The sequence below is a fragment of the Rhizobium sp. GCM10022189 genome, assembly GCF_042656325.1.
Classification (GTDB): domain Bacteria; phylum Pseudomonadota; class Alphaproteobacteria; order Rhizobiales; family Rhizobiaceae; genus Rhizobium.
This window is the reverse complement of the sequence record NZ_JBHSOR010000047.1, coordinates 765-22109: the sequence shown is the minus strand read 5'-3', so window position 1 is coordinate 22109 and position 21345 is coordinate 765. Positions and strand designations below refer to the sequence as shown.

At 60.9% G+C, this 21345-nt stretch carries 21 protein-coding genes; 8 read left to right on the top strand and 13 right to left on the bottom strand.

Annotation, left to right across the window (positions count from 1 at the left end):
• Positions 1 to 11 precede the first annotated feature (11 nt).
• A complete protein-coding gene (gene typA / locus ACFPWW_RS20130) occupies positions 12 to 1832 on the bottom strand; it encodes a translational GTPase TypA (RefSeq protein ID WP_112572893.1) in 1821 nt (606 codons plus the stop codon).
• 159 nt (positions 1833 to 1991) lie between these two features.
• Positions 1992 to 4079, bottom strand: coding sequence for a M3 family metallopeptidase (locus ACFPWW_RS20125; protein WP_377313054.1), 2088 nt, complete (start codon positions 4077 to 4079; stop codon positions 1992 to 1994).
• Positions 4080 to 4284: 205 nt separating this feature from the next.
• Here ACFPWW_RS20125 and ACFPWW_RS20120 point away from each other — a divergent pair, with 205 nt between their 5' ends.
• The gene (locus ACFPWW_RS20120; RefSeq protein WP_377313053.1) at positions 4285 to 4731 is read left to right on the top strand and encodes a hypothetical protein; all 447 of its coding nucleotides are present in this window, start codon (positions 4285 to 4287) and stop codon (positions 4729 to 4731) included.
• On the opposite strand, the gene ACFPWW_RS20115 is transcribed toward ACFPWW_RS20120, so the two are convergent.
• Together ACFPWW_RS20115 and ACFPWW_RS20110 are read right to left on the bottom strand one after the other, a co-directional pair.
• Positions 4732 to 5373, bottom strand: a complete 642-nt coding sequence (locus tag ACFPWW_RS20115; RefSeq protein WP_377313052.1) for a LysE family translocator — start codon at positions 5371 to 5373, stop codon at positions 4732 to 4734. It lies immediately after the preceding gene.
• Positions 5374 to 5518: 145 nt separating this feature from the next.
• Positions 5519 to 6742, bottom strand: a complete 1224-nt coding sequence (locus tag ACFPWW_RS20110) for an argininosuccinate synthase (RefSeq protein WP_112572933.1) — start codon at positions 6740 to 6742, stop codon at positions 5519 to 5521.
• A 198-nt stretch (positions 6743 to 6940) separates the two neighbouring features.
• On the opposite strand from ACFPWW_RS20110, the gene ACFPWW_RS20105 reads away from it, so the two are divergent.
• Together ACFPWW_RS20105 and ACFPWW_RS20100 are read left to right on the top strand one after the other, a co-directional pair.
• On the top strand, positions 6941 to 7792 hold the full coding sequence (locus tag ACFPWW_RS20105) for an SDR family NAD(P)-dependent oxidoreductase (protein WP_112756487.1): 852 nt from the start codon (positions 6941 to 6943) through the stop codon (positions 7790 to 7792).
• Positions 7793 to 7877: 85 nt separating this feature from the next.
• Positions 7878 to 8519 (top strand): LysE family translocator, encoded by a 642-nt coding sequence (locus ACFPWW_RS20100; RefSeq protein WP_112704808.1) that lies wholly within the window; start codon positions 7878 to 7880, stop codon positions 8517 to 8519.
• Positions 8520 to 8613: 94 nt separating this feature from the next.
• On the opposite strand, the gene ACFPWW_RS20095 is transcribed toward ACFPWW_RS20100, so the two are convergent.
• The 5 genes from ACFPWW_RS20095 to ACFPWW_RS20075 all read right to left on the bottom strand — a co-directional run bounded on the left by ACFPWW_RS20095 (position 8614) and on the right by ACFPWW_RS20075 (position 13426).
• Positions 8614 to 9408: an ABC transporter ATP-binding protein gene (locus ACFPWW_RS20095; protein ID WP_112572906.1), complete on the bottom strand. Its 795-nt coding sequence runs from the start codon at positions 9406 to 9408 to the stop codon at positions 8614 to 8616.
• On the bottom strand, positions 9405 to 10283 hold the full coding sequence (locus ACFPWW_RS20090) for an ABC transporter permease (protein ID WP_112756483.1): 879 nt from the start codon (positions 10281 to 10283) through the stop codon (positions 9405 to 9407). Before ACFPWW_RS20090 ends, ACFPWW_RS20095 begins: the two co-directional genes overlap by 4 nt.
• Positions 10284 to 10406: 123 nt before the next feature.
• Positions 10407 to 11360: an ABC transporter substrate-binding protein gene (locus ACFPWW_RS20085; RefSeq protein ID WP_112704806.1), complete on the bottom strand. Its 954-nt coding sequence runs from the start codon at positions 11358 to 11360 to the stop codon at positions 10407 to 10409.
• A 93-nt stretch (positions 11361 to 11453) separates the two neighbouring features.
• Positions 11454 to 12689, bottom strand: coding sequence for a 23S rRNA (adenine(2503)-C(2))-methyltransferase RlmN (gene rlmN / locus ACFPWW_RS20080; RefSeq protein ID WP_377313051.1), 1236 nt, complete (start codon positions 12687 to 12689; stop codon positions 11454 to 11456).
• 227 nt (positions 12690 to 12916) lie between these two features.
• A complete protein-coding gene (locus ACFPWW_RS20075; RefSeq protein WP_112572914.1) occupies positions 12917 to 13426 on the bottom strand; it encodes an invasion associated locus B family protein in 510 nt (169 codons plus the stop codon).
• A gap of 338 nt (positions 13427 to 13764) precedes the next feature.
• Between ACFPWW_RS20075 and ACFPWW_RS20070 the strand changes: the two genes are divergently transcribed.
• Positions 13765 to 14325, top strand: a complete 561-nt coding sequence (locus tag ACFPWW_RS20070; protein WP_377313050.1) for a sigma-70 family RNA polymerase sigma factor — start codon at positions 13765 to 13767, stop codon at positions 14323 to 14325.
• A gap of 100 nt (positions 14326 to 14425) precedes the next feature.
• On the opposite strand, the gene ACFPWW_RS20065 is transcribed toward ACFPWW_RS20070, so the two are convergent.
• Both ACFPWW_RS20065 and ACFPWW_RS20060 read right to left on the bottom strand, forming a co-directional pair.
• Positions 14426 to 14818 (bottom strand): YkvA family protein, encoded by a 393-nt coding sequence (locus ACFPWW_RS20065; RefSeq protein WP_377313049.1) that lies wholly within the window; start codon positions 14816 to 14818, stop codon positions 14426 to 14428.
• A 64-nt stretch (positions 14819 to 14882) separates the two neighbouring features.
• Positions 14883 to 15188 (bottom strand): 4a-hydroxytetrahydrobiopterin dehydratase, encoded by a 306-nt coding sequence (locus ACFPWW_RS20060; protein WP_112756479.1) that lies wholly within the window; start codon positions 15186 to 15188, stop codon positions 14883 to 14885.
• A gap of 35 nt (positions 15189 to 15223) precedes the next feature.
• On the opposite strand from ACFPWW_RS20060, the gene ACFPWW_RS20055 reads away from it, so the two are divergent.
• Positions 15224 to 15724, top strand: a complete 501-nt coding sequence (locus ACFPWW_RS20055) for a low molecular weight protein-tyrosine-phosphatase (RefSeq protein WP_377313048.1) — start codon at positions 15224 to 15226, stop codon at positions 15722 to 15724.
• Here ACFPWW_RS20055 and thpR read toward each other — a convergent pair.
• Positions 15631 to 16224, bottom strand: a complete 594-nt coding sequence (gene thpR, locus ACFPWW_RS20050; RefSeq protein ID WP_112572922.1) for an RNA 2',3'-cyclic phosphodiesterase — start codon at positions 16222 to 16224, stop codon at positions 15631 to 15633. The two genes, ACFPWW_RS20055 and thpR, sit on opposite strands and share 94 nt — an antisense overlap.
• Before the next feature lie 68 nt (positions 16225 to 16292).
• A complete protein-coding gene (locus tag ACFPWW_RS20045; RefSeq protein WP_112572924.1) occupies positions 16293 to 16937 on the bottom strand; it encodes an arylesterase in 645 nt (214 codons plus the stop codon).
• A 72-nt stretch (positions 16938 to 17009) separates the two neighbouring features.
• Here ACFPWW_RS20045 and ACFPWW_RS20040 point away from each other — a divergent pair, with 72 nt between their 5' ends.
• The 3 genes from ACFPWW_RS20040 (at position 17010) to ACFPWW_RS20030 (ending at position 21163) form a co-directional block, all read left to right on the top strand.
• Positions 17010 to 17717, top strand: a complete 708-nt coding sequence (locus ACFPWW_RS20040) for an ABC transporter ATP-binding protein (RefSeq protein WP_112756477.1) — start codon at positions 17010 to 17012, stop codon at positions 17715 to 17717.
• Positions 17714 to 20257, top strand: coding sequence for an ABC transporter permease (locus ACFPWW_RS20035; RefSeq protein ID WP_377313047.1), 2544 nt, complete (start codon positions 17714 to 17716; stop codon positions 20255 to 20257). Before ACFPWW_RS20040 ends, ACFPWW_RS20035 begins: the two co-directional genes overlap by 4 nt.
• 177 nt (positions 20258 to 20434) lie before the next feature.
• Positions 20435 to 21163, top strand: coding sequence for a Bax inhibitor-1/YccA family protein (locus tag ACFPWW_RS20030; protein ID WP_377313046.1), 729 nt, complete (start codon positions 20435 to 20437; stop codon positions 21161 to 21163).
• Positions 21164 to 21345 lie beyond the last annotated feature (182 nt).

The window sequence follows — 21345 nt, the reverse complement described above, 5'->3', positions numbered from 1 at the left end:
ACGAGGAACGCTTAGAGGGCGGCCTTCGACTTTTCGAAGCGCTTGCGGTCGTTGGCGTCGAGATACATCTTGCGCAGGCGGATGGACTTCGGCGTCACTTCGACCAGCTCGTCCTCCTGGATCCAGGAGAGCGCGCGCTCGAGCGTCATGCGGATCGGCGGCGTCAGCTTCACGGCTTCATCCTTGCCGGCAGCGCGGATGTTGGTGAGCTTCTTGCCCTTCAGCACGTTGACCTCGAGGTCGTTGTCGCGCGAATGGATGCCGATGATCATGCCCATATAGACCTTCTCGCCGGCGTCGATGATCATCGGGCCGCGGTCTTCCAGGTTGAACAGGGCATAGGCTACGGCTTCGCCGGCTTCGTTGGCGAGCAGCACGCCGTTCACACGGCCGCCGATCTCGCCCTTGTAGGGCTGGTAGCTGTGGAACAGACGGTTCATGATCGCCGTGCCGCGCGTATCGGTCAGCAGTTCCGACTGGTAGCCGATGAGGCCGCGGGTCGGCGCGTAGAAGACGAGACGGACGCGGTTGCCGCCCGACGGACGAAGCTCGACCATCTCGGCCTTGCGCTCCGACATCTTCTGGACGACGACACCGGAATGTTCTTCGTCAACGTCGATCAGGACTTCTTCGATCGGCTCCAGCAGCTGGCCGGCCTCGTCCTTGTGCATGACGACGCGCGGACGCGAAACGGCAAGCTCGAAGCCTTCGCGGCGCATGTTTTCGATCAGAACCGCCAGCTGAAGTTCGCCGCGGCCGGAAACGAAGAACGAGTCCTTGTCGGCGCTTTCCTCGATCTTCAGGGCGACGTTGCCTTCGGCTTCCTTCATCAGACGGTCGCGGATGACGCGGCTCGTGACCTTGTCGCCTTCCGTGCCGGCAAGCGGCGAGTCGTTGACGATGAAGGACATGGTGACGGTCGGCGGATCGATCGGCTGCGCCTTCATGGCTTCGGCAACGGAGGGATCGCAGAACGTGTCGGCGACTGTGCCCTTGGAGAGGCCGGCGATCGCGACGATGTCGCCCGCATGGGCCTCTTCGATCGGCTGGCGCTCGATACCGCGGAAGGCGAGGATCTTGGAGATACGGCCCTGTTCGATCAGCTTGCCGTCCTGACCAAGAACCTTGACGGCCTGGTTCGGCTTGATCGAGCCGGAGGCGATGCGGCCCGTGATGATGCGGCCGAGGAAGTTGTTGGCTTCCAGGATCGTGCCGATCATGCGGAACGGACCTTCTTCGACCGTCGGCGCCGGAACGTGCTTGACGACGAGGTCGAGCAGCGGTGCCAGACCTTCATCGGTCGGGCCTGCCGGGTCGAAATTCATCCAGCCGGCACGGCCGGAGCCGTAAAGGATCGGAAAGTCGAGCTGTTCGTCGGTTGCGTCGAGCGCGGCAAAGAGGTCGAAGACTTCGTTGACGACTTCTTCGGCGCGTGCATCCGGACGGTCGATCTTGTTGATCGCAACGATCGGGCGCAGGCCGACCTTCAGCGCCTTGCCGACGACGAACTTGGTCTGCGGCATCGGGCCTTCGGCAGCGTCGACGAGAACGATTGCGCCATCCACCATCGAGAGGATGCGCTCGACTTCACCGCCGAAGTCGGCGTGGCCGGGCGTGTCGACGATGTTGATGCGCGTGTCTTTCCACTCGATCGAGGTCGCCTTGGCGAGAATGGTGATGCCGCGCTCTTTTTCGATGTCGTTGGAGTCCATGACGCGTTCCATGACGCGCTGGTTCTCGCGGAACGAACCGGACTGTTTCAGAAGCTCGTCGACGAGGGTGGTTTTGCCATGGTCAACGTGCGCGATGATCGCGATGTTGCGAAGTGCCATATGTCATAATCTCTGAGGCTGGGGCGCTACGCCAAGTGGACGCGCCATTTACGTTTGGCGCGCTCTTACCGTTTTTTTCGCGTTTGCGAAAGGGGGTGGCACGCGAAAGCTGCGGCATGGCGTCCACCATGCCGCTTGGCTCCATGTCATCAAACTGTCTTAAGCGTCGCTGCCTGTCAATTCCTCGAAGGTCGCAAGCCCCTTCTTGACCAGCATCGCATCCGGGCTCGGCAGCTTGCCGCGGAACGCCTTGTAGGCGTCTTCAGGATCGACGGAACCGCCGGTCGAATAGATATTCTCCCGAAGCTTCCTTGCCATTTCCCCATTGAAGGCGTCACCGGTTTCCTCGAAGGCGGCGAAGGCATCGGCATCGAGCACTTCCGACCACATGTAGGAATAGTAGCCGGCCGAATAACCGCCGGAGAAGATATGCTGGAAGTGCGGCGTGGCATGGCGCATGACGATCGATTTCGGCATGCCGATTTCGGAGAGAACCTCGGCCTGTACGGCCATCGGATCGTCCACCGTATCACGCGTGTGGAAGGCCATGTCGACCAGCGCCGAGGAGGTGAACTCCACCGTGTTGAAGCCGGAATTGAAGGTGCGGGCGGCCAGCACCTTGTCGAGCAACGCCTGCGGCATCGGCGCCCCGGTCTCGAAATGCACCGCATATTCCTTCAGGATATCGGGAACCGTCAGCCAGTGTTCGTAAAGCTGCGAGGGCAGTTCCACGAAATCGCGAGAGACGGCCGTTCCCGACACCGAGGGATAGGTGACGTTGGAGAGCATGCCGTGCAAGGCATGGCCGAACTCGTGGAACAGCGTGCGCGCATCGTCGAGCGAGAGCAACGCCGGCTTGCCTTCGGCGGGTTTGGCGAAATTGCAGACATTGTAGATGATCGGCAACTCGCCATGATGGCCGTTCTTCAGCGCGAGCTTGTGCTGCGACTGGAAGGCGCTCATCCAGGCGCCGGAACGCTTCGAACTGCGGGCGAAATAATCGCCAAGGAAAAGCGCGACCAGCTTGTCGTCCCGGTCACGGATCTCGAAGACCCGCACATCCGGGTGATAGGCGGCGATGCCTTTCTTCTCGATGGCGCGAATGCCGAACAGCCGGCCGGCAACGTCAAAGCAGGCGGCGATGATCTTTTCGAGCTGCAGATAGGGCTTGAGCTCCGCTTCGGAGAAACTGAACCGCTGTGCCCGGATCTTCTCCGCATAGTGGCGCCAGTCCCAAGGCATGACCTCATGGTTCTTGCCCTCGGCGGCAATCAATCCGGCAATATCGGCTTCCTCCTCACGGGCGCGCTTCACCGCCCTGGCCCAGACCGCGCGCAACAGGTCGTTTACGGCCTCGGGTGTCTTTGCCATCGTGTTGTCGAGCTTCAGCTCTGCGAAATTACCGTATCCGAGGAGCTTTGCCACTTCGTCGCGCAGGGCAAGCGTTTCACGGATAATGCCGCGGTTATCGGTAGCGCCGGCATTTTCACCGCGCGCCACCCAGGCCTTGAAAGCCTGCTCGCGAAGATCCCGGCGTTCGGAGAAAGTCAGGAAGGGCTCGATGATCGAGCGTGAAAGTGTCACCGCATATTTGCCGTCCTCGCCGCGTTCGCGGGCGGCCGCTGCCATGGCGTCGCGCAGGAAATCGGGAATGCCGGCAAGCTCCTCTTCTGCGGAGAGGATCAGCGACCAGCCCTTTTCGTCGGCAAGCACATTCTGCCCGAAGCTGGTGCTGAGGCCGGCAAGCTTTTCATTGATCGCCGCAAGCTTCTCCTGCTCCGCCTTCGGCAGCTTTGCGCCCGATCTGACGAAACCTTTCCAGTGCCGCTCCAGCACGCGCGTCTGCTCCAGTGTCAGGCCAAGCGTTTCGCGCGCCTCCCAGAGCGCGTCGATGCGCTTGAAGAGATCGGCATTCATGCCGATCTTCGAATAGTGCCGCGACATCTTCGGCGAGATGTCCCGCTCCAGCGCCTGAATGACCTCGTTGGTGTGAGCGCCCGCCCGGTTCCAGAAGAGTGCCGAAACACGGGACAGCTCGTCTCCCGCAATTTCGAGCGCAACGATGGTATTCTCGAATGTCGGCTCTTGCCCGTTGCCGGCGATCTCGTCGATCTCCCGTTCGTGCGAGGCAAGGGCAGCTTCAAAGGCGGCGGCAAAATCGCTATCGGCAACCGCATCGAAACGCGGCAGGCCGTGAAGGCCATTCCAGTTGACAAGTGCCTGATTAAATGGAGTGGGAGAAGACATATGAGAGTCCTTTATGCCGGCAAGTGGATCGGTAATATAGGAAGGTCGCCACAGAATTGATATGTGGTTGGCTTGGACTTTTGCTCGCCCCGCTAAATCTTGTGGGCAAGAATTGATACATAAAAATTAACCAATCGTTAACGATTGACGCGAATCAGCCCAAGACGCTAGTTTCCCCTTAATCTTCAAGTAAGAGGACATGCGCATGGAAATTTTTTCCCTGCGGTCTTCTCAGAGTTTGCTATTCAAAAATAATACAAACAATAACGCAAAAAGTTCGAAGACCGCTGATATTACCATCGAGCCCAAACAGACTGTCGCTCAGGGCTCATTTCAGATCGAAGATTTCGACAGCCGCAAGACGATCGATTTCACAGCCGTCAGCGCGGGTGAATTGCGCAGCTATGCGCGCCAGAGCTTTGACAACGGCCTGATCGATCCGAATACTTTTGCAGCGATATCCGAGCCCCTGCCCATGCACGCGATCGATCCGCGCGGCAATGTCATCGATCTCTCCAATGTCACGGACGGCACGAGCTTCAATTTCCTGGACTACTACAAGAACCAGCTTCAGATCGCCATGTCGATCGGCGACCCGAACGAAGTTCAGACGTTGAAATCGGTCGTCGGTTTCCTTGCCAGCGAGGCCTGATCAGGCTTTGCGCCAGCCGAGCAGGCCGGGTGTGGCGTGCCACAGCGCCTGCACGGCGAAGCCCATGAAGAGCACCCCCGAGCAGCGTACGATCAGCCGTTCATGGGCGCGGTAGAAACGGCGAACGACGCCGGCGCCGATGATGCCGATCAGGATGACGTCAGCGGTGACGAAGCCCACGAAGGAAATGCTGAGCAACATCGGCAGGGCTTCAAAATCGAGCGCGCTTGCCGAACCCGCGACCAGCGCGGTGAAAGTGGCAAGCGCCACCGGATAACCCTTCGGATTGGTGACGCCGAAAATCAGCCCGCGCCGGAACGGCCGCTCCACGACCAGCAGCGCCTGCCCTCCGGCTTTCGGCCTGGCGTTGACGGCGCTCCAGCCGATCCAGGCGAGGTAGAAACCGCAGGCGAGCCCAAGCAGGTCGAAGACGAAGGTGCCGATCGTCTTGGCCCCGACAATCGCAACCAGAGCCAGTCCGGACCAGACGAGATCGCCGACGAGATGCCCCATCATGAAGAAAGCGCCCGCCTTGCGGCCCTGCCCGGCGCCGATGCCGAGGAGCTGCAGGAAGGCCGGACCGGGGATGAGCACATAGAAAAGCGCCGCCAGAAAGGCGCCGAGAAGCAGGGAAAGCGGCATGGAGAGGCTCCAGTGATGACAGGTCCAGCTTATGCAATGCCCCTGCCGCGTCAAGCCGTGCGTCGGCAGCGCATCAAACGGCAAGAAAAGGCCCGCGCGGCAATTCAAACCGGCGGGCCTTTATGGATGATCAATCCGAGGAGGCTTACTTCTTCAGGTTACGCTTGCCGAGCGTGCGCAGCCGCAACGCGTTGAGCTTGATGAAGCCGGCGGCATCCTTCTGGTCGTAAGCGCCCTGGTCGTCTTCGAAGGTAACGAGCTTGTCGGAATAGAGCGACTTTTCGCTCTCGCGGCCGATGACCATGACATTGCCCTTGTAGAGCTTCAGCGTCACTTCGCCTTCGACATGCTCCTGGCTCTTGTCGATGAGGGCCTGCAGCATTTCGCGTTCGGGCGAGAACCAGAACCCGTAATAGATCAGTTCGGCATAACGCGGCATCAGCTCGTCCTTGAGGTGGGCAGCGCCGCGGTCGAGCGTGATCGACTCGATGGCGCGGTGCGCCGCCAGCAGGATCGTGCCGCCGGGGGTTTCATAGACGCCGCGCGACTTCATGCCGACAAAGCGGTTTTCAACGAGGTCGAGGCGGCCGATGCCGTTGTCGCGGCCGTAATTGTTGAGCGTCGCGAGCAGCGTGGCCGGAGACATTTCGACGCCATTGATGGAGACGGCATCGCCCTTGCGGAAACCGACCTTGATGATGGTCGCCTTGTCGGGCGCAGCTTCCGGCGAGATCGTGCGCATATGCACGTATTCAGGCGCTTCCTGCGCCGGATCTTCCAGAACCTTGCCCTCGGAAGAGGAGTGCAGCAGGTTGGCATCGACCGAGAAGGGGGCCTCGCCCTTCTTGTCCTTGGCAACCGGGATCTGGTGCTTCTCGGCAAATTCGAGCAGTTCGGTACGGCTCTTGAAGGCCCAGTCGCGCCACGGCGCAATGATCTTGATATCGGGGTTCAGCGCATAGGCCGAAAGCTCGAAACGAACCTGGTCGTTACCCTTGCCGGTCGCGCCGTGCGCGATCGCATCGGCGCCGGTTTTCTTGGCGATATCGATGAGGTGCTTGGAAATCAGCGGGCGGGCGATCGAGGTACCGAGCAGATAGACGCCCTCGTAGACGGCATTGGCACGGAACATCGGGAAGACGAAATCGCGCACGAATTCTTCGCGCACGTCCTCGATATAGATCTCCTTGATGCCGAGCATCTCGGCCTTCTTGCGCGCCGGCTCCAGCTCTTCGCCCTGGCCGAGATCGGCCGTGAAGGTGACGACTTCAGCGCCGAGCTCGGTCTGCAGCCACTTCAGGATGATCGAGGTATCGAGGCCGCCCGAATAGGCGAGCACGACTTTCTTCACGTCTTTGTATGATGCCATGATGATGAGATCCGTTGCATAGAGGCCGCGGCAAACCCGCAAGGCCCGGTATCGCGGCACTTTTAGCGAGATTGGCGCGTGACGCAAGGGCAACGAGGACAGCAACCGGGCCGATAAGGGCCGATAGGGTTTGACAGTGGCAAACGGCAGCCCATATTCGGCATCGTCCGAACAATGCTGAGAGGAGAGGCCAGTCCCGTGACGAATATTCAAGCCATTTTCAAGAAATCCAATGTTGCCGTCATCACCGGGGGCGCTTCCGGCATCGGCCTTGCCGCCGCAAAGTACTTTGCCAGGGCCGGCATGAGCGTTGTCATTGCCGATCTCGGCGGCAACAGGCTGGCAGATGCCCGCGCCGAGCTGGAGGCGATCGCCGGTCAGGAACATGTGATGGCCGTTGAAACCGACGTCTCCCAGAAAGAACAGATCGAGGCACTTGAGCGCGCCGTCATCCAGCGCTTCGGCCGCGTGCATGTGCTGATGAACAACGCCGGTATCGGCCCGGAAACCTCGATCTTCAGCGCCCAGGCCAATTGGGACAATATCTTCGCCGTCAATCTCCTCGGCGTCATCAACGGCACCAGAGTTTTCGGCCCCGGCATGATCGCTCATGGCGAACCCGGCCTCATCATCAATACCGGTTCCAAACAGGGTATCACGACGCCGCCCGGAAACCCCGCCTACAACGTCTCCAAGGCCGGCGTGAAGGTCTTCACCGAAGCGCTCGAACACGAGTTGCGCAACACCGATCGCTCACAGATATCGGCGCATCTTCTGATTCCCGGCTTCGTCTTCACCGGCCTCACCAAGGGCGACCGCCTCGAAAAGCCTGCCGGCGCCTGGACGCCGGAACAGACCGTCGACTTCATGGTCGAAAGCCTGGAGCGCGGCGATTTCTACATCCTCTGCCCGGACAACGACGTCGCCCGTCCCGTGGACGAGCGCCGCATGGCCTGGGCAATCGGCGATATCATCGAGAACCGCCCGCCCCTGTCGCGCTGGCACAAGGATTATGCCGACAAGTTCAAGGCCTTCCTCGAACAGAAGTAATCGGCGCCATCAGAAGGTTTGATTGGTAATTTTTTGAAAGCCGGGTAAGACATCGTCAGATCTTTTCCGGCTTTCAGAGTAGACCATGGATTTCCTGCCGAGCTTTCCGACGCTTGTCGCCTTCGCCGCCGCCACGCTGCTGCTGGCGGCAACTCCCGGCCCCGACATGACGCTGTCGATCAGCCGTGCCCTGGCGCAGGGCAAGAAGGCGGCCCTCTTCGTCGTCCTCGGCACCAGCCTTGGTATCGTCGTGCACACGATGCTGGTCGCTTTCGGCATCTCTGCGCTGATCACCGCCTCGCCGACCGCCTTCCTCATCCTGAAAACCGGTGGTGCGGCCTATCTTTTCTGGCTGGCCGTGCAGGCGATCCGCTACGGCTCGAAGCTGACCGTCGCCAAGGTGGAAGGCCCGAAGGGCACGATCCTGTCGAACATTTCCTCGGGCTTCTGGGTCAACCTCCTGAACCCGAAGGTCATCATCTTCTTCATGACCTTCCTGCCGCAGTTCGTCAGCGCTAACGATCCCGCCGTCACTCACAAGCTGCTGTTCCTCGGCTTCTGCTTCATCGTCATCGGCATGCCGGTTAACGCAGCCGTCGTCATGGCGGCCGACTGGCTGTCGAGCTGGCTGCAGAACAACAGGAAGGTGCTGCGCGGCATGGATTATACGTTTGCCGGCGTCTTTTCGGTCTTCGCCGCCAAGATCCTGCTTACCCAGGCACGCTAGGCATGTCGCGCAGAAGCGCGCGGCGGTTCTGCACGACATGGGTGAAACGAAGACCTGAAGCGCGTGGCGATCCGAAGATTGCGACGCGGCCCGGTCAGCCGATCAGCAGGGCGTCGTCGTCAAGCGTCTGGCCGCGCATCTTGCGGAACATGGCGATCAGATCCTCGACCTGCAGGTTCTTCCTGCTGTCGCCGGCAACGTCGAGAACGATCTCGCCGCCATGCAGCATGATTGTGCGGTGGCCGTAGTCCAGCGCCTGGCGCATCGAGTGCGTGACCATCATCGTCGTCAGCTTGCGCTCGGAAACGATCTTCTGCGTGAGGTTCATCACGAATTCCGCCATGCCCGGATCGAGTGCCGCCGTGTGCTCGTCGAGCAGCAGCACCTCCGAACCGGCGAGCGTCGCCATGACGAGCGAAACCGCCTGCCGCTGGCCGCCGGACAGAAGATCCATACGGTCCTTCAGCCGGTTTTCCAAACCGAGATTCAGCTCGGCAATCCGTTCCCGGAAATAATCGCGCCTGTTGCCGCCGAGCGCCGGAGCAAGGCCGCGCTTCTCCCCGCGGCGGGCGGCAAGCGCAAGGTTTTCCTCGATCGACAGCGCGCCGCAGCTTCCCGTCAGCGGGTCCTGGAAGACGCGGGCGACCAGACCGGCGCGTGCCGACGTGGACTTGCGCGTAACATCGGTCTTGCCGATCAGCACCGAGCCTTCGCTCGGCAGGACATCGCCTGCGAGCACGCCGAGCAATGTCGATTTTCCCGCGCCGTTGGAACCGATGACGGTGACGAAGGAACCTTCCTCGATCGTCAGGCTGACGCCGTTCAGCGCCTGTTTCTGCAGCGGCGTGCCGCGACCGAAGACGACTTTGATGTCCTTGACGCTGATCATGATGCGGCACCTCCGCGAAGGCGGGGAAGAATGAGCGCGACAGTCACGAGAACCGCCGTCACAAAATTAAGGTCGGAGGCCTGCAGGCCGATGACATCGCTCGACAGCGCCAGCTGGATGGCGATGCGATAGATGATCGAGCCGAACACGCATCCGACAAGCGCAATCAGCAGCCCGCGGCGGCCAAGCAATGTCTCGCCGATAATGACGGCGGCAAGGCCGACGACGATGGTACCGACGCCCGAGGTGACATCGGCAAACCCGTTGGTCTGCGCAAAGAGCGCGCCGCCAAACGCCACCAGTGCATTGGAAATCGCCATGCCCAGATAGATCTGCCGGCTGGTATCGACCCCCTGGGCTCGTGCCATGCGGGCGTTGGCACCCGTTGCACGCATCGCAAGCCCGGCATCGCTCTCAAGGAAACGCCAGACGACGATGACGGCCGCGACCACCAGAACCCCGACGAAAAGCGGCCGGACATAGAAGTCCCGGAGCCCATGACCAAAGAAAGGGCTGATCATCGTATCGGCGTTGATGAGCGCAACGTTCGGCTTGCCCATGACCCGCAGATTGACGGAGAAGAGTGCGATCATCGTCAGGATCGAGGCGAGAAGATTGAGGATCCTGAAGCGCACGTTGAGGAGCGCCGTCACCATGCCGGCTGCAGCCCCTGCGCCCATCGCAATCAGCGCTGCGAGCCACGCGTTGACGCCGGCGATGATCAGCACGGCGGTCACGGCTGCTCCGAGCGGGAAGGAACCGTCCACCGTCAGATCCGGAAAATCGAGGACGCGGAAGGCAAGATAGACGCCGAGAGCGACGAAGGAATAGACCAGGCCGAGCTCGACGGCCCCCCAGAATGCGATTTGGCTCAAGGCTTTCAGCCCCTTTTTGTTTCCGTTCCGCCCGTCGCGAAACCGCAGCCTTTTAATATATTCAGCCGCCCCCGTGCAAACGGGAGCGGCTGATCCTGACTAAGACCTTGGAACGACAGCCGATTATTCGATGACCTTGTTGGCGCGCGAAACGACGCTCTCCGGCAGGGTGACACCCATCTTGGCCGCAGCGGCCTTGTTGATGACGAGGTCGCTGCCGGCCGCAGTCTTCACCGCGATATCGCCGGGATTTTCACCCTTCAGCACGCGAACGACGATCTCGCCGGTCTGCTTGCCGACATCGTAGTAGTTGAAGCCGAGGGCTGCGATCGAACCGCGCGAGACGGAATCCGTATCCGCGGTGAAAAGCGGCAGCTTGCTTTCCTCGGCAACCGCGACGGCACCTTCAAGCGCCGAAATGATCGTATTATCGGTCGGAATGTAGACGGCATCGGCGCGGCCGACGAGAGCACGGGCAGCACCCTGCACTTCGGCGGATTTCGTCGCGGCCGATTCGACGATCGTGATGCCGGCCTTTTCGGCTTCGGCCTTCAGCGCAGCCAATAGCGAGACCGAATTCGCCTCGCCGGAATTGTAGAGGTAGCCGATCGTCTTCACGTTCGGGAGGATTTCCTTGATGAGCGCGATATGCTCGCCAACCGGCGACATGTCCGAAAGGCCGGTCACGTTGCCGCCCGGCTTGTCCATGTTCTTGACAAGCTGCGCGCCGAGCGGATCGGACACGGCCGTGAAGACGACGGGGATATCGCGGGTCGCCGAAACGACGGCCTGCGCCGACGGTGTCGAGATCGGCACGATGACATTGGGCTCGTCGCCGGCGAACTGGCGGGCGATCTGGGCGGCCGTTGCGGGATTGCCCTGCGCGGATTCGAAGACGAACTTGAGGTTTTCGCCTTCCTTGTAGCCGGCAGCCGCCAGCGCATCGCGCACGCCGTTGCGCGCCGCGTCGAGGGCCGGATGCTCGACGATCGCGGTTACGGCAACCGTGACGTCATCGGCCCTGGCCGGCAGCGTCAGAGCCAGAGTTGCGGCAAAGGCCAGAAGAATTGAGCGCATGGGTGTCCTCCAGGATGATTTTGGCGGCACTTTTAGGAAAAGCGTCCCCGTTAATCAATCGCGCAGAGTTGTAATGAGGATCAAACTTGCTGATCAGTCGTCGGCGCCGTGGTTGGCGATCATCATCGCCTCGAAGGCCAGTCGCTCGGTCTTGCGCATGCGCTCGGATTCCGACTTGAGCTGGCCGCAGGCCGCAAGAATGTCGCGACCGCGCGGCGTGCGGATCGGCGAAGCGTAACCGGCCGAATTGATGAAATCGGCAAACTTCTCGATCTGCGCCCAGTCGGAACACTGGTAGTTTGTTCCCGGCCACGGGTTAAAGGGGATGAGGTTGATCTTCGCCGGCACGCCCTTCAGAAGCTGGATCAGCCCCTTGGCGTCCTCCAGGCTGTCATTGACGTCCTTCAGCATCACATATTCGAAGGTGATGCGCCGCGCGTTCGACAGCCCCGGATAGTTCCGGCAGGCTTCGATCAGTTCCTTCAGCGGATATTTCTTGTTGATCGGCACGAGGATATCGCGCAGGTCGTCTCGTACCGCATGCAGCGAGATCGCCAGCATGACGCCGATTTCCTCGCCGGTGCGAAGAATCTCAGGCACGACGCCGGACGTCGAAAGCGTGACCCGGCGCTTGGACAAGGACAGGCCGTCGCCATCCGTGGCGATCAGCAGGGCCTGCTTGACGGCATCGAAATTGTAGAGCGGCTCGCCCATGCCCATCATCACGATATTGCTGACCTTGCGGCCTTCGGCGGGTACGACGGCACCGACCGGCACGTCGCGATCCGGGAAGTCGCCCAGCCGGTCGCGGGCGAGCAGAAGCTGGGAGAGGATTTCCTCGGCCGTCAGGTTACGCACCAGCCGCTGCGTGCCGGTGTGACAGAAGGAGCAGGTGAGCGTGCAGCCGACCTGGCTGGAAATGCACAGCGTGCCGCGGCCTTCCTCGGGAATATAGACGGCCTCGATCTCGACCGGACGGCCGGCGCCGCGCGGCGGGAAGCGCAACAGCCACTTGCGCGTGCCGTCATTGGAAATCTGCTCTTCGACGATCTCCGGCCGGGCAATGGTGAAATGCTGCTTCAGCATCTCGCGCATGTCCTTGGCGACATTCGTCATGTGGTCGAAGTCGGAGACACCGCGCACATAGATCCAGTTCCACAGCTGCGAAACGCGCATCTTGATCTGCTTGTCCGGCACACCCTTCTCGCGCAGCGCCGCACCCATTTCCTCCCGCGTCAGGCCGATCAGCGACGGTTTCGGCGAAAGCTCAACGCCGAGAGGCGCCCGCTGAGCAGGCTTGGTGACGGTCATCACATCCATGACGGACATAGTTTTCTAATCCCGAACTCAACATGGCAACCATCCCGGAAAGCCGGAAGACTTACGGGGCCGGTGACGCATGATTGCAGAAAATGAATGGCGGAGCGGCGACAGATCGCCATCCTTCCGCAGTTGCGCGCCGCTTTAGCATCATTTTTGTCGCACGTCACTATAGATGGAAACGGCAAAGGCCGGCACAAGGCCGGCCTTCGAAACATTGCCTTCATGGCGTCGGCTTACTTGCAGCTTTCGATCTGCTTCAGCGCCGCCGAGATGCCGGACAGCGAATAGCTGTAGGAGGTGCCGGTGCCCTTGCGCGACGTGGCGCTGACGGTCATCGAATGGCCGCTCTTCATCGCCGCGACGAGTGCCGGCTCCTGAGCTGCATTCTCGACCCAGCCGGCCTTGTCCTTGGTGAACATCACGAAGGTCTTGTTGTCGATGGTGACGTTGATCTTGGAATTTTCCTGGACCGTGTAACCCATCATCGCCTGCGGCTCATAGGAGATGTTCTGCCCCGGACGCTGGGAAACGATGAAAAAGTTGTCGCCGTGGTCGACATTGGCCGGCTGCTTGGTGGTCGGAACAGACAGCACATAGCAGACGGTCGCATTGCCGGACTTGTAAGAATAAGCGCCCCATGCCTGGAACTGCTGAATGCGGGTCGGAGCCGCCTGCTGTGCTTCCGCCACTCCAGCCGTGACAATGGTGAGGGCGAGAGCGGATACGATACTTTTTACAAACATGGAATTCCTGCCGGTTCTTGCGGTTCAAGGCCCGAAGCGATCATTGCGGGCGGCGCATAATCACGATCTGCTTTATTTTGACTTAATTCAGGTTACCAAATGGTCAACAATAGCTGCGAATTGTATCTGCCTGTTTCATTTTCGCCCGACTGTCAACTTTCCGAACCCGGCAGCGACGCGGGTGCCGCGTTCTGCCGTGATGGGCTGAGCCATCGGTTCGGGTGAATTTAAGACACAAAGATTCAGGCAAGAGTTTGACCTTTCTCAAATCCGTTGTACCTCATTAAAGTGTGGAAATTCAGGACAAAATCTTCGCCGTAGGGAGTGCGTGAGGGGATATGGATGCCGAGGAAAGACAGCGTTTCGCTGCCCTCGCAAAGGCTGTCGCCGATCAGCGCGACGAGTCCGCATTCTCCGTCCTGTTCGACTATTTCGCGCCGCGCCTGAAATCCTGGCTGATGCGCCAGAAGATGACATCAGGCGAGGCCGAGGAACTCGTCCAGGAAATCATGATCGTTCTCTGGCATAAGGCCGCTCTCTACGATCCTGCCCGTTCCTCGCTTTCCACCTGGCTTTTCCGCATCGCCCGCAACCGGCGCATCGACCAGCAGCGCCGTGCCCAGGTCAGTATTCTCGACAGCGAGGACCCGACGCTGCAGCCGCCCGAGGAGATGCGCGCCGATGAGATCGTCGCCAACGACGACCGCGATGCGCAGGTGCGCGATGCCGTCAGCCAGTTGCCCGAGGAGCAGCGGGCGCTGCTGCAGGCTGCCTTTTTCCTCGGCCAGTCCCATTCCGAAATCGCCGATGCGACCGGCCTTCCGCTGGGCACGGTGAAGTCGCGTATCAGGCTTGCCTTTGGCAAGCTCCGAAACCTGCTGGAGCGGGAACAGGTCTAAACCATGTCGCACAAAACTGTCAGGCCGCTCTGCGATAAAGACATGCGCAAGAGCAAAGGCCTCCACCGCAGCGAGCGGATATGAAGAATCGCGACGCGCGTCAGATCGTCTTCATGCCGTCTTCGAAACGGTCAGCGAGAATGCGGTCGGCTGCCTCGTAGTGGCTGGGCCGGATATTGCCCCTCACCATCGCAAAGGCTGCCGACAGGACGGCGACATCGTCCGAAAAGCCGATGACGGCAAAGATATCGGGCACGATATCGACCGGCAGGACGAAGTAGGCAAGGGCCGCCAGAAGAACACCTCGCACTCGGGCTGGCGTCTGCGGATCGAGCGCGCAATAGAATCCGGCAACGACATCGCGGGAGAAGGGAATCTGCCGCACGGCGCGGCGAAAGGTCGGCCAGAATTTCTGTCGCACCGTCTTCTCGCGGCGATTCTGCGTATCCTCGTCGCCCGGCAACAGGATTTCTCCGTATTTGACCTCGTCCATCCCGATATCCCTTTTGGTCGCTCCGAACATATGGTGACGGCCAAGGCCGTTTCAATCGGCCGTTTCAGCCAGCCCGCCGCGCCGCGGCTTTCTCCATGGCTTTTGCAAGCTTGAAATCCAGCTCGGTCAGCCCGCCGGCATCATGCGTGTTGAGCTTCACCTCGACCCGGGAATAGACGTTGAACCATTCCGGATGATGGTTGAGCTTCTCGGCCGCAAGCGCCGACTCCGCCATGAAACCGAAAGCTTCCACGAAATTCGCGAATTTGAACGTCTTCGAAATCGAGCCTGCCGCATCATCGAGCGTCCAGCCCGCAATCTCGCCAAGCAACCGGTCGATCGCCGGCCTTTCCAGCTTTTCCATTTTCATGCCATGTTCCTTTCAGCCTTCCACCGGATCTTCAGATGAAACGTATCAGCATCCTCTTTGTTTGCATGGGCAATATCTGCCGCTCTCCGCTGGCCGAGGGAATATTCGGCCACGTGGCGGACGAGGCGGGGCTTGGCGATGCTTTTCGCATCGATTCCGCCGGTCTCGGCGGCTGGCATCAGGGAGAACGGCCCGATCGACGCTCGATCGCCACCGCAGTCGCCCACGGCATCGACATTGCCGGGCAGAGCGCCCGGAAGATACGGCCCGAGGATTTTGACGATTTCGATCTGATCCTCGCCATGGACCACTCGAACGTCGCTGAACTGCGCCGGCGTTCACCGCACGCAGACAAGGTCCATCTCTTCGGCGATTTCGCGCTCGGCACCGGCGAAGACATTCCCGATCCGTATTATGGCGACCGGGAAGACTTCGAGTTCGTTTATGCCAGGCTCTTCAGCGGCTGCAGCAAACTGCTCGAGAGGCTCGGCACCGTCAGCGGCTCGTGGAGCGGGAAGACCTCTTCGGTCAGGTAAGGTCCGCCGCCAACCGATTCACGCGACGACAGAAGCACGAAGCGCGGCACGCTGAAGGTCGAGGTCTGGAAGTTGCCGCGGCCGGCGAGGTAGTGAACGACATCATCGACGCGGGAATATTTCAGCCGGGCAAGCGTTACATGCGGAGTGAACTTGCGCGGGTCCGGCGGCAGGCCGATGCGCTGGCAGATCCGCTCGATCTCGCCCTGCAGGGCATACATTTCCGGAGAGGGAGAAACCCCGGCCCAGATCGAATGCGGTTTCTTGGAGCCAAAGGAGCCGATGCCTTCAAGCCGGAGCTGGAATTCCGGCCGGTCGATACGATCGAGACGCTCGACGATTTCGTCTGCCGTGCGTCCGTCGACATCGCCGATGAAGCGAAGTGTGATGTGGTAGTTCTCCACATCGATCCATCGTGCTCCGGGAAGACCACCGCGCAACAATGACAGGCTCATCGCCGCATTGCGCGGAATTTCGAGGGCGGTAAATAGTCTCGGCATAACGAGCACTCCCCGAATCTTTTGCAGGTGCTCACACGGAATCACGCATTACAAACCTGTGCAAGCCCCTATTTCTTCACAGAAGAAATCGTCTCGACGAATTTTGTGACAGCCGGCTCCATCCTGTCCACCATCACGTCCACGCCTCTGGCATTCGGATGCATGCCATCGTCAAGCTTCAGACCGGCATCCAGAACCACCCCGTCGAGGAAAAACGGATAGAGTTCAACGCCATGTTTTTCCGCAAGTTTCTGGTAAATCGGGTTAAAGCGTTCGGCATAGTCCGCGCCCATGTTCGGCGGCGCCATCATGCCGGCAAGCAGCACCGCAATGCCGCGCTCTTTTAACCGGCTTATCATCTGATCGAGATTTTTTTCACTCTGCTCCGGCGGGATGCCGCGAAGCGCATCATTGGCGCCCAGTTCGAGGATGACGCCGTCGGTGCCGTCGGGAATGGACCAGTCGATTCGCGCAAGCCCGCCCGTGGTAGTGTCGCCCGAAACGCCGGCATTGGTAATCGAAACGTCGATCCCCTTGGCCTTCAGCGCCGCCTGCAGCTTCTCGGGAAAGCCGTCTCCCGGCGACAATTGATAGCCCGCCATCAGGCTGTCGCCGAATCCGACCAGATTGATCGTGCGTGCCTGCGCAACCGTCGAGAAAACCAGAGAGAAGACGATGACAGCGAAGTGAAGGGCGGCAACTTTAAATCTCATAATGCTTTCCCTAGATTGGCTAGGTGCCGTTATGCGGCCATTCGGTTACGGAACTATATAGGGCGATTTCTGTTGGCCAAAACCATTATCGATCTGAAACACGCCGATTTGACGCTCGGGAATGCGGCGGCCTCCGTGCATGTGCTGAAGGGCATCGATCTCCAGATTGCCGCCGGCGAATCCGTCGGCATCGTCGGCCCCTCCGGCTCGGGCAAGTCCACGCTGCTGATGGTGCTTGCCGGCCTGGAGAAACTCGATAGCGGCGAGATCAATATCAACGACACGCCCCTGCATGCTCTGAGCGAAGATCAGGTCGCCGATTTCCGCGGCCGCAACATCGGCATCGTCTTCCAGTCCTTCCACCTGATCGCCAATATGACGGCGCTGGAAAACGTCGCCGTCCCGCTCGAGCTCGCCAATATTCCCAATCCCTTCGAGATTGCCCAGCGCGAGCTGACATCCGTCGGGCTTGGCGAGCGCCTGAAACACTATCCCGGCCAGCTTTCGGGTGGCGAACAGCAGCGTGTGGCGATCGCCCGCGCCCTTGCGCCCTCGCCTGCACTGCTGATTGCCGACGAACCGACCGGCAATCTCGATACCGATACGGGCCGGCAGATCGCCGACCTCCTGTTTTCCAAACAGGCCGAACGCGGCATGACCCTGCTGCTGGTGACTCACGACATCGGCCTTGCCAACCGCTGCTCGCGCCAGATCCGCGTCCGCTCAGGCCGCATCGAAGGCGACAGTGCCGTCCGCCAGTCGGAGGCGGCGATTGCATGACGATCGTCAGCCCGCGCATCTCGCTCGCCTTCCGACTGGCCTTGCGCGAGCTGCGCGGTGGTCTGAAAGGTTTCTATATCTTCCTCGCCTGCATCGCACTCGGCACTGCCGCGATTGCCGCGGTCAATTCCGTGTCGCAGTCGATCACCGATACGATCGCTTCGCAGGGACAGGAGCTTCTGGCCGGCGACGTCCGCTTCGAACTGAACAACCGCGAGACCACGCCGCAGGAGATGAATTTCCTCCGCGGCTTGGGCGAGGTTTCCGTTTCCACCGGTCTGCGCTCCATGGCCCGCAAGCCCGACGGTTCGGACCAGGCCCTGGTCGAAGTCAAGGCTGTCGACGACGCCTATCCGCTTTACGGCACTTTTGAAGCAGAGCCGAATTATCCGCTCTCCTCCCTGCTATCAGGAGAAGGCGGCACTTACGGCGCGGTCGTCGCGCCGCTGCTGCTGGAGCGGCTGGGGTTGCAGATCGGCGACGAGTTGCTGCTCGGCAACGTCAAGCTCAGCATCACAGGCACGGTCAAGACCGAGCCGGATGCGCTGTCGGAAGGCTTCGGCTTCGCGCCCCGCATGGTTGTCAGCCGCAAGGCACTTCAGGCCTCCGGCCTGATCCAGACCGGCAGCCTTGTCGAGCATGCCTACAAGATCAAGCTGGAAGACCGCCGCACGATGAACGGCATCCAGGCGCGCGCCTCCAGGGAATTTCCCGCGGCCGGCTGGTCGATCCGAACGAGCGATCGCGCCGCGCCCTCGCTGACGGAGAACATCACCCGCTTCACCCAATTCCTGACCCTGGTCGGCCTGACGGCGCTGATCGTGGGCGGTGTCGGCGTCGCCAACGCGGTGCGCGCCTTCCTCGATGCCAAACGGACAACGATCGCAACCTTCAAATGCCTGGGCGCTCCGGCAGCCGTCGTCGTCTGGATCTATCTGTTCCAGATTGCCATCATCGCGGCGGGCGGCATTCTGACCGGCCTCGTGCTCGGCGCCCTGTCCCCGATGCTGGCGGCGCAGTTCCTCGCCCAGTTCCTGCCGGTTTCCACCGACCCGACGCTCTATCCCGGCGCGCTGCTGCTTGCCGCCCTCTTCGGCATGCTGACGACGCTTGCCTTCGCCATCCTGCCGCTTGGCCATGCGCGCGAAGTGCCTGCCACCGCGCTCTTCCGCGAACAGGGTTTCGAGGCTCGCCACCTGCCTTCCTGGCCCTATGTGCTGCTGGCTGCGCTCTTCATGGCAGCCCTCGCCGGCCTTGCCGTTCTGACCGCCTATGACCGCTTCATCGCCGTGGTCTTCGTCGGCGCGATCATCTTCGCCTTCGTCATCCTGCGCCTCGTCGCGGCCCTGATCGCCTGGCTTGCGCGCAGAAGCCCGCGCGTCAACTCGCCGGCGCTGAGGCTTGCCATCGGCAATATCCACCGCCCTGGTGCGCTCACGCCCTCCGTCGTGCTCTCGCTCGGCCTCGGTCTTGCACTGCTCGTGACACTGACGCTGATCGACGGCAATCTCCGTCGGCAGCTCACGGGTCGCATGAGTGAGGGCGCCCCGAACTTTTTCTTCGTCGACATCCAGAGCGCCGAGGTCGATGCCTTCCGTGACCTGATCCGTACACGGTCGCCGAACGGCAAGCTGGTGGAAGTGCCGATGTTGCGTGGCCGCATTCTCGCCTTCAATGGCCAGGACGTGACGAAGATGAACGTGCCGGCCGCCGGCCGCTGGGTGTTGAACGGTGACCGCGGCATCACCTATGAGGACAGCCTGCCCGAGAGTTCGGCCCTCGTCGAGGGTCAATGGTGGGCGAAAGACTACAGCGGCGAGCCGCTTGTCTCCTTCTCGGCCGAGGAGGCCCATGAATTAGGTCTCAAGATCGGCGATACCGTCACCGTCAATGTGCTCGGCCGCAACATCACCGCCAGGATCGCCAATCTGCGGCGGGTCGAGTGGGAATCGCTCTCCATCAATTTCGTCATGGTCTTCTCGCCCAACACCTTCCGCGGCGCGCCGCACGCATGGCTGGCGACCTTGACAGATCCGGCATCGACCGAAGCCGAGGACGCTGCGATCCTGAAATCCGTGACCAACACCTATCCGACGATCACCAGTGTGCGCGTCAAGGATGCGATCGATATCGTCAACCAGTTGGTCGGCGAACTTGCGACCGCCATCCGGGCCGCGGCCTCCGTTGCCCTGATCGCCTCGGTACTCGTGCTGGCGGGAGCGCTCGCCGCCGGCAACCGGGCACGCACCCATGATGCTGTCGTGCTGAAGACGCTCGGCGCGACCCGCGCCATGCTCATCCGCGCCTTCAGCTACGAATATCTGATCCTTGGGGCCGCCACCGCCGTCTTCGCGCTCTTTGCGGGCAGCATCGCGGCCTGGTTCATCGTCAGCCGCATCATGCGCCTGCCCAACACCTTCATGCCCGACGTCGCGGGCCTGACCCTTGTGACCGCCCTTGTCCTGACGGTCGGCATCGGCCTCATCGGCACCTGGCGCATCCTCGGGCAGAAGGCAGCACCCGTTTTGCGCGAGCTGTGAGGGCGGGAGGCTCAAATCCTCTCACCTTACGGCGATTTAACCGAACGACTGATTGCAAAGGCCTTGTTTGAAAAGGGCGAAAGCCTCATATTGTCAGCAGGCATGCTGGAGCTCCGCAGCGGCGCCCGGGTCGTGAACCCGACACCGTATTTCCATCGGAGCTTGTAAGAGGAAACTATGGCTGATCTTCGTAACTACCAAAGCCGCGTGCAAACCGGCGAAGTGATTGATCAAGGCCTCCGCGCTTATATGCTCAAGGTCTACAACCTGATGGCGCTGGGTCTGGCGATCACTGGTTTGGCCGCTTATTTCGCATTCACCTTCGCCGTTCAGGACGGCCGTCTGACGCAGTTCGGCAACCTGCTGTTCCAGTCGCCGCTGCGCTGGGTCGTCATTCTTGCGCCCCTCGCGGTTGTCTTCTTCCTGAGCTTCCGCATCGGCCGCATGAGCGTGGCAGCCGCGCAGACGACCTTCTGGGTCTACGCTGCGCTGGTCGGCCTGTCCCTGTCGTCGATCTTCCTGGTCTACACGCAGTCGAGCATCACGCAGACCTTCTTCGTGACAGCTGCCTCCTTCGGCGCGCTGTCGCTGTTCGGCTACACGACCAAGCGTGACCTGTCGGCGATGGGATCGTTCCTGATCATGGGTCTCTTCGGCCTGATCATCGCCTCGCTGGTCAACATCTTCCTGGCCTCGTCCGCCCTGCAGTTCGCGATCTCCGTGATCGGCGTGCTGATCTTCGCGGGCCTTACCGCCTACGATACGCAGCGCATCAAGGAAATGTACTATGAGGCAGACGGTTATGACGTCGCCGGCCGCAAGGCCATCATAGGCGCGCTCACGCTCTACCTCGACTTCATCAACCTCTTCATGTTCCTGCTGCAGTTCATGGGCAACCGGAAATAAGCGGCTTGCATTGAAAACGGAAAGGCGGCCAATCAGGCTGTGTGAAAACCTCTTGGGGCCTCGGTTTTGACCGGGGCCTTATTTGCATTGGGTGTTTCGTCTACGCGGGTGTCGGCTTGGTGTTGATGGTGCGCATGATGTTGTAGGCGAGGATTGAGAGGGCCATTTCGGTTCTGGTGCCG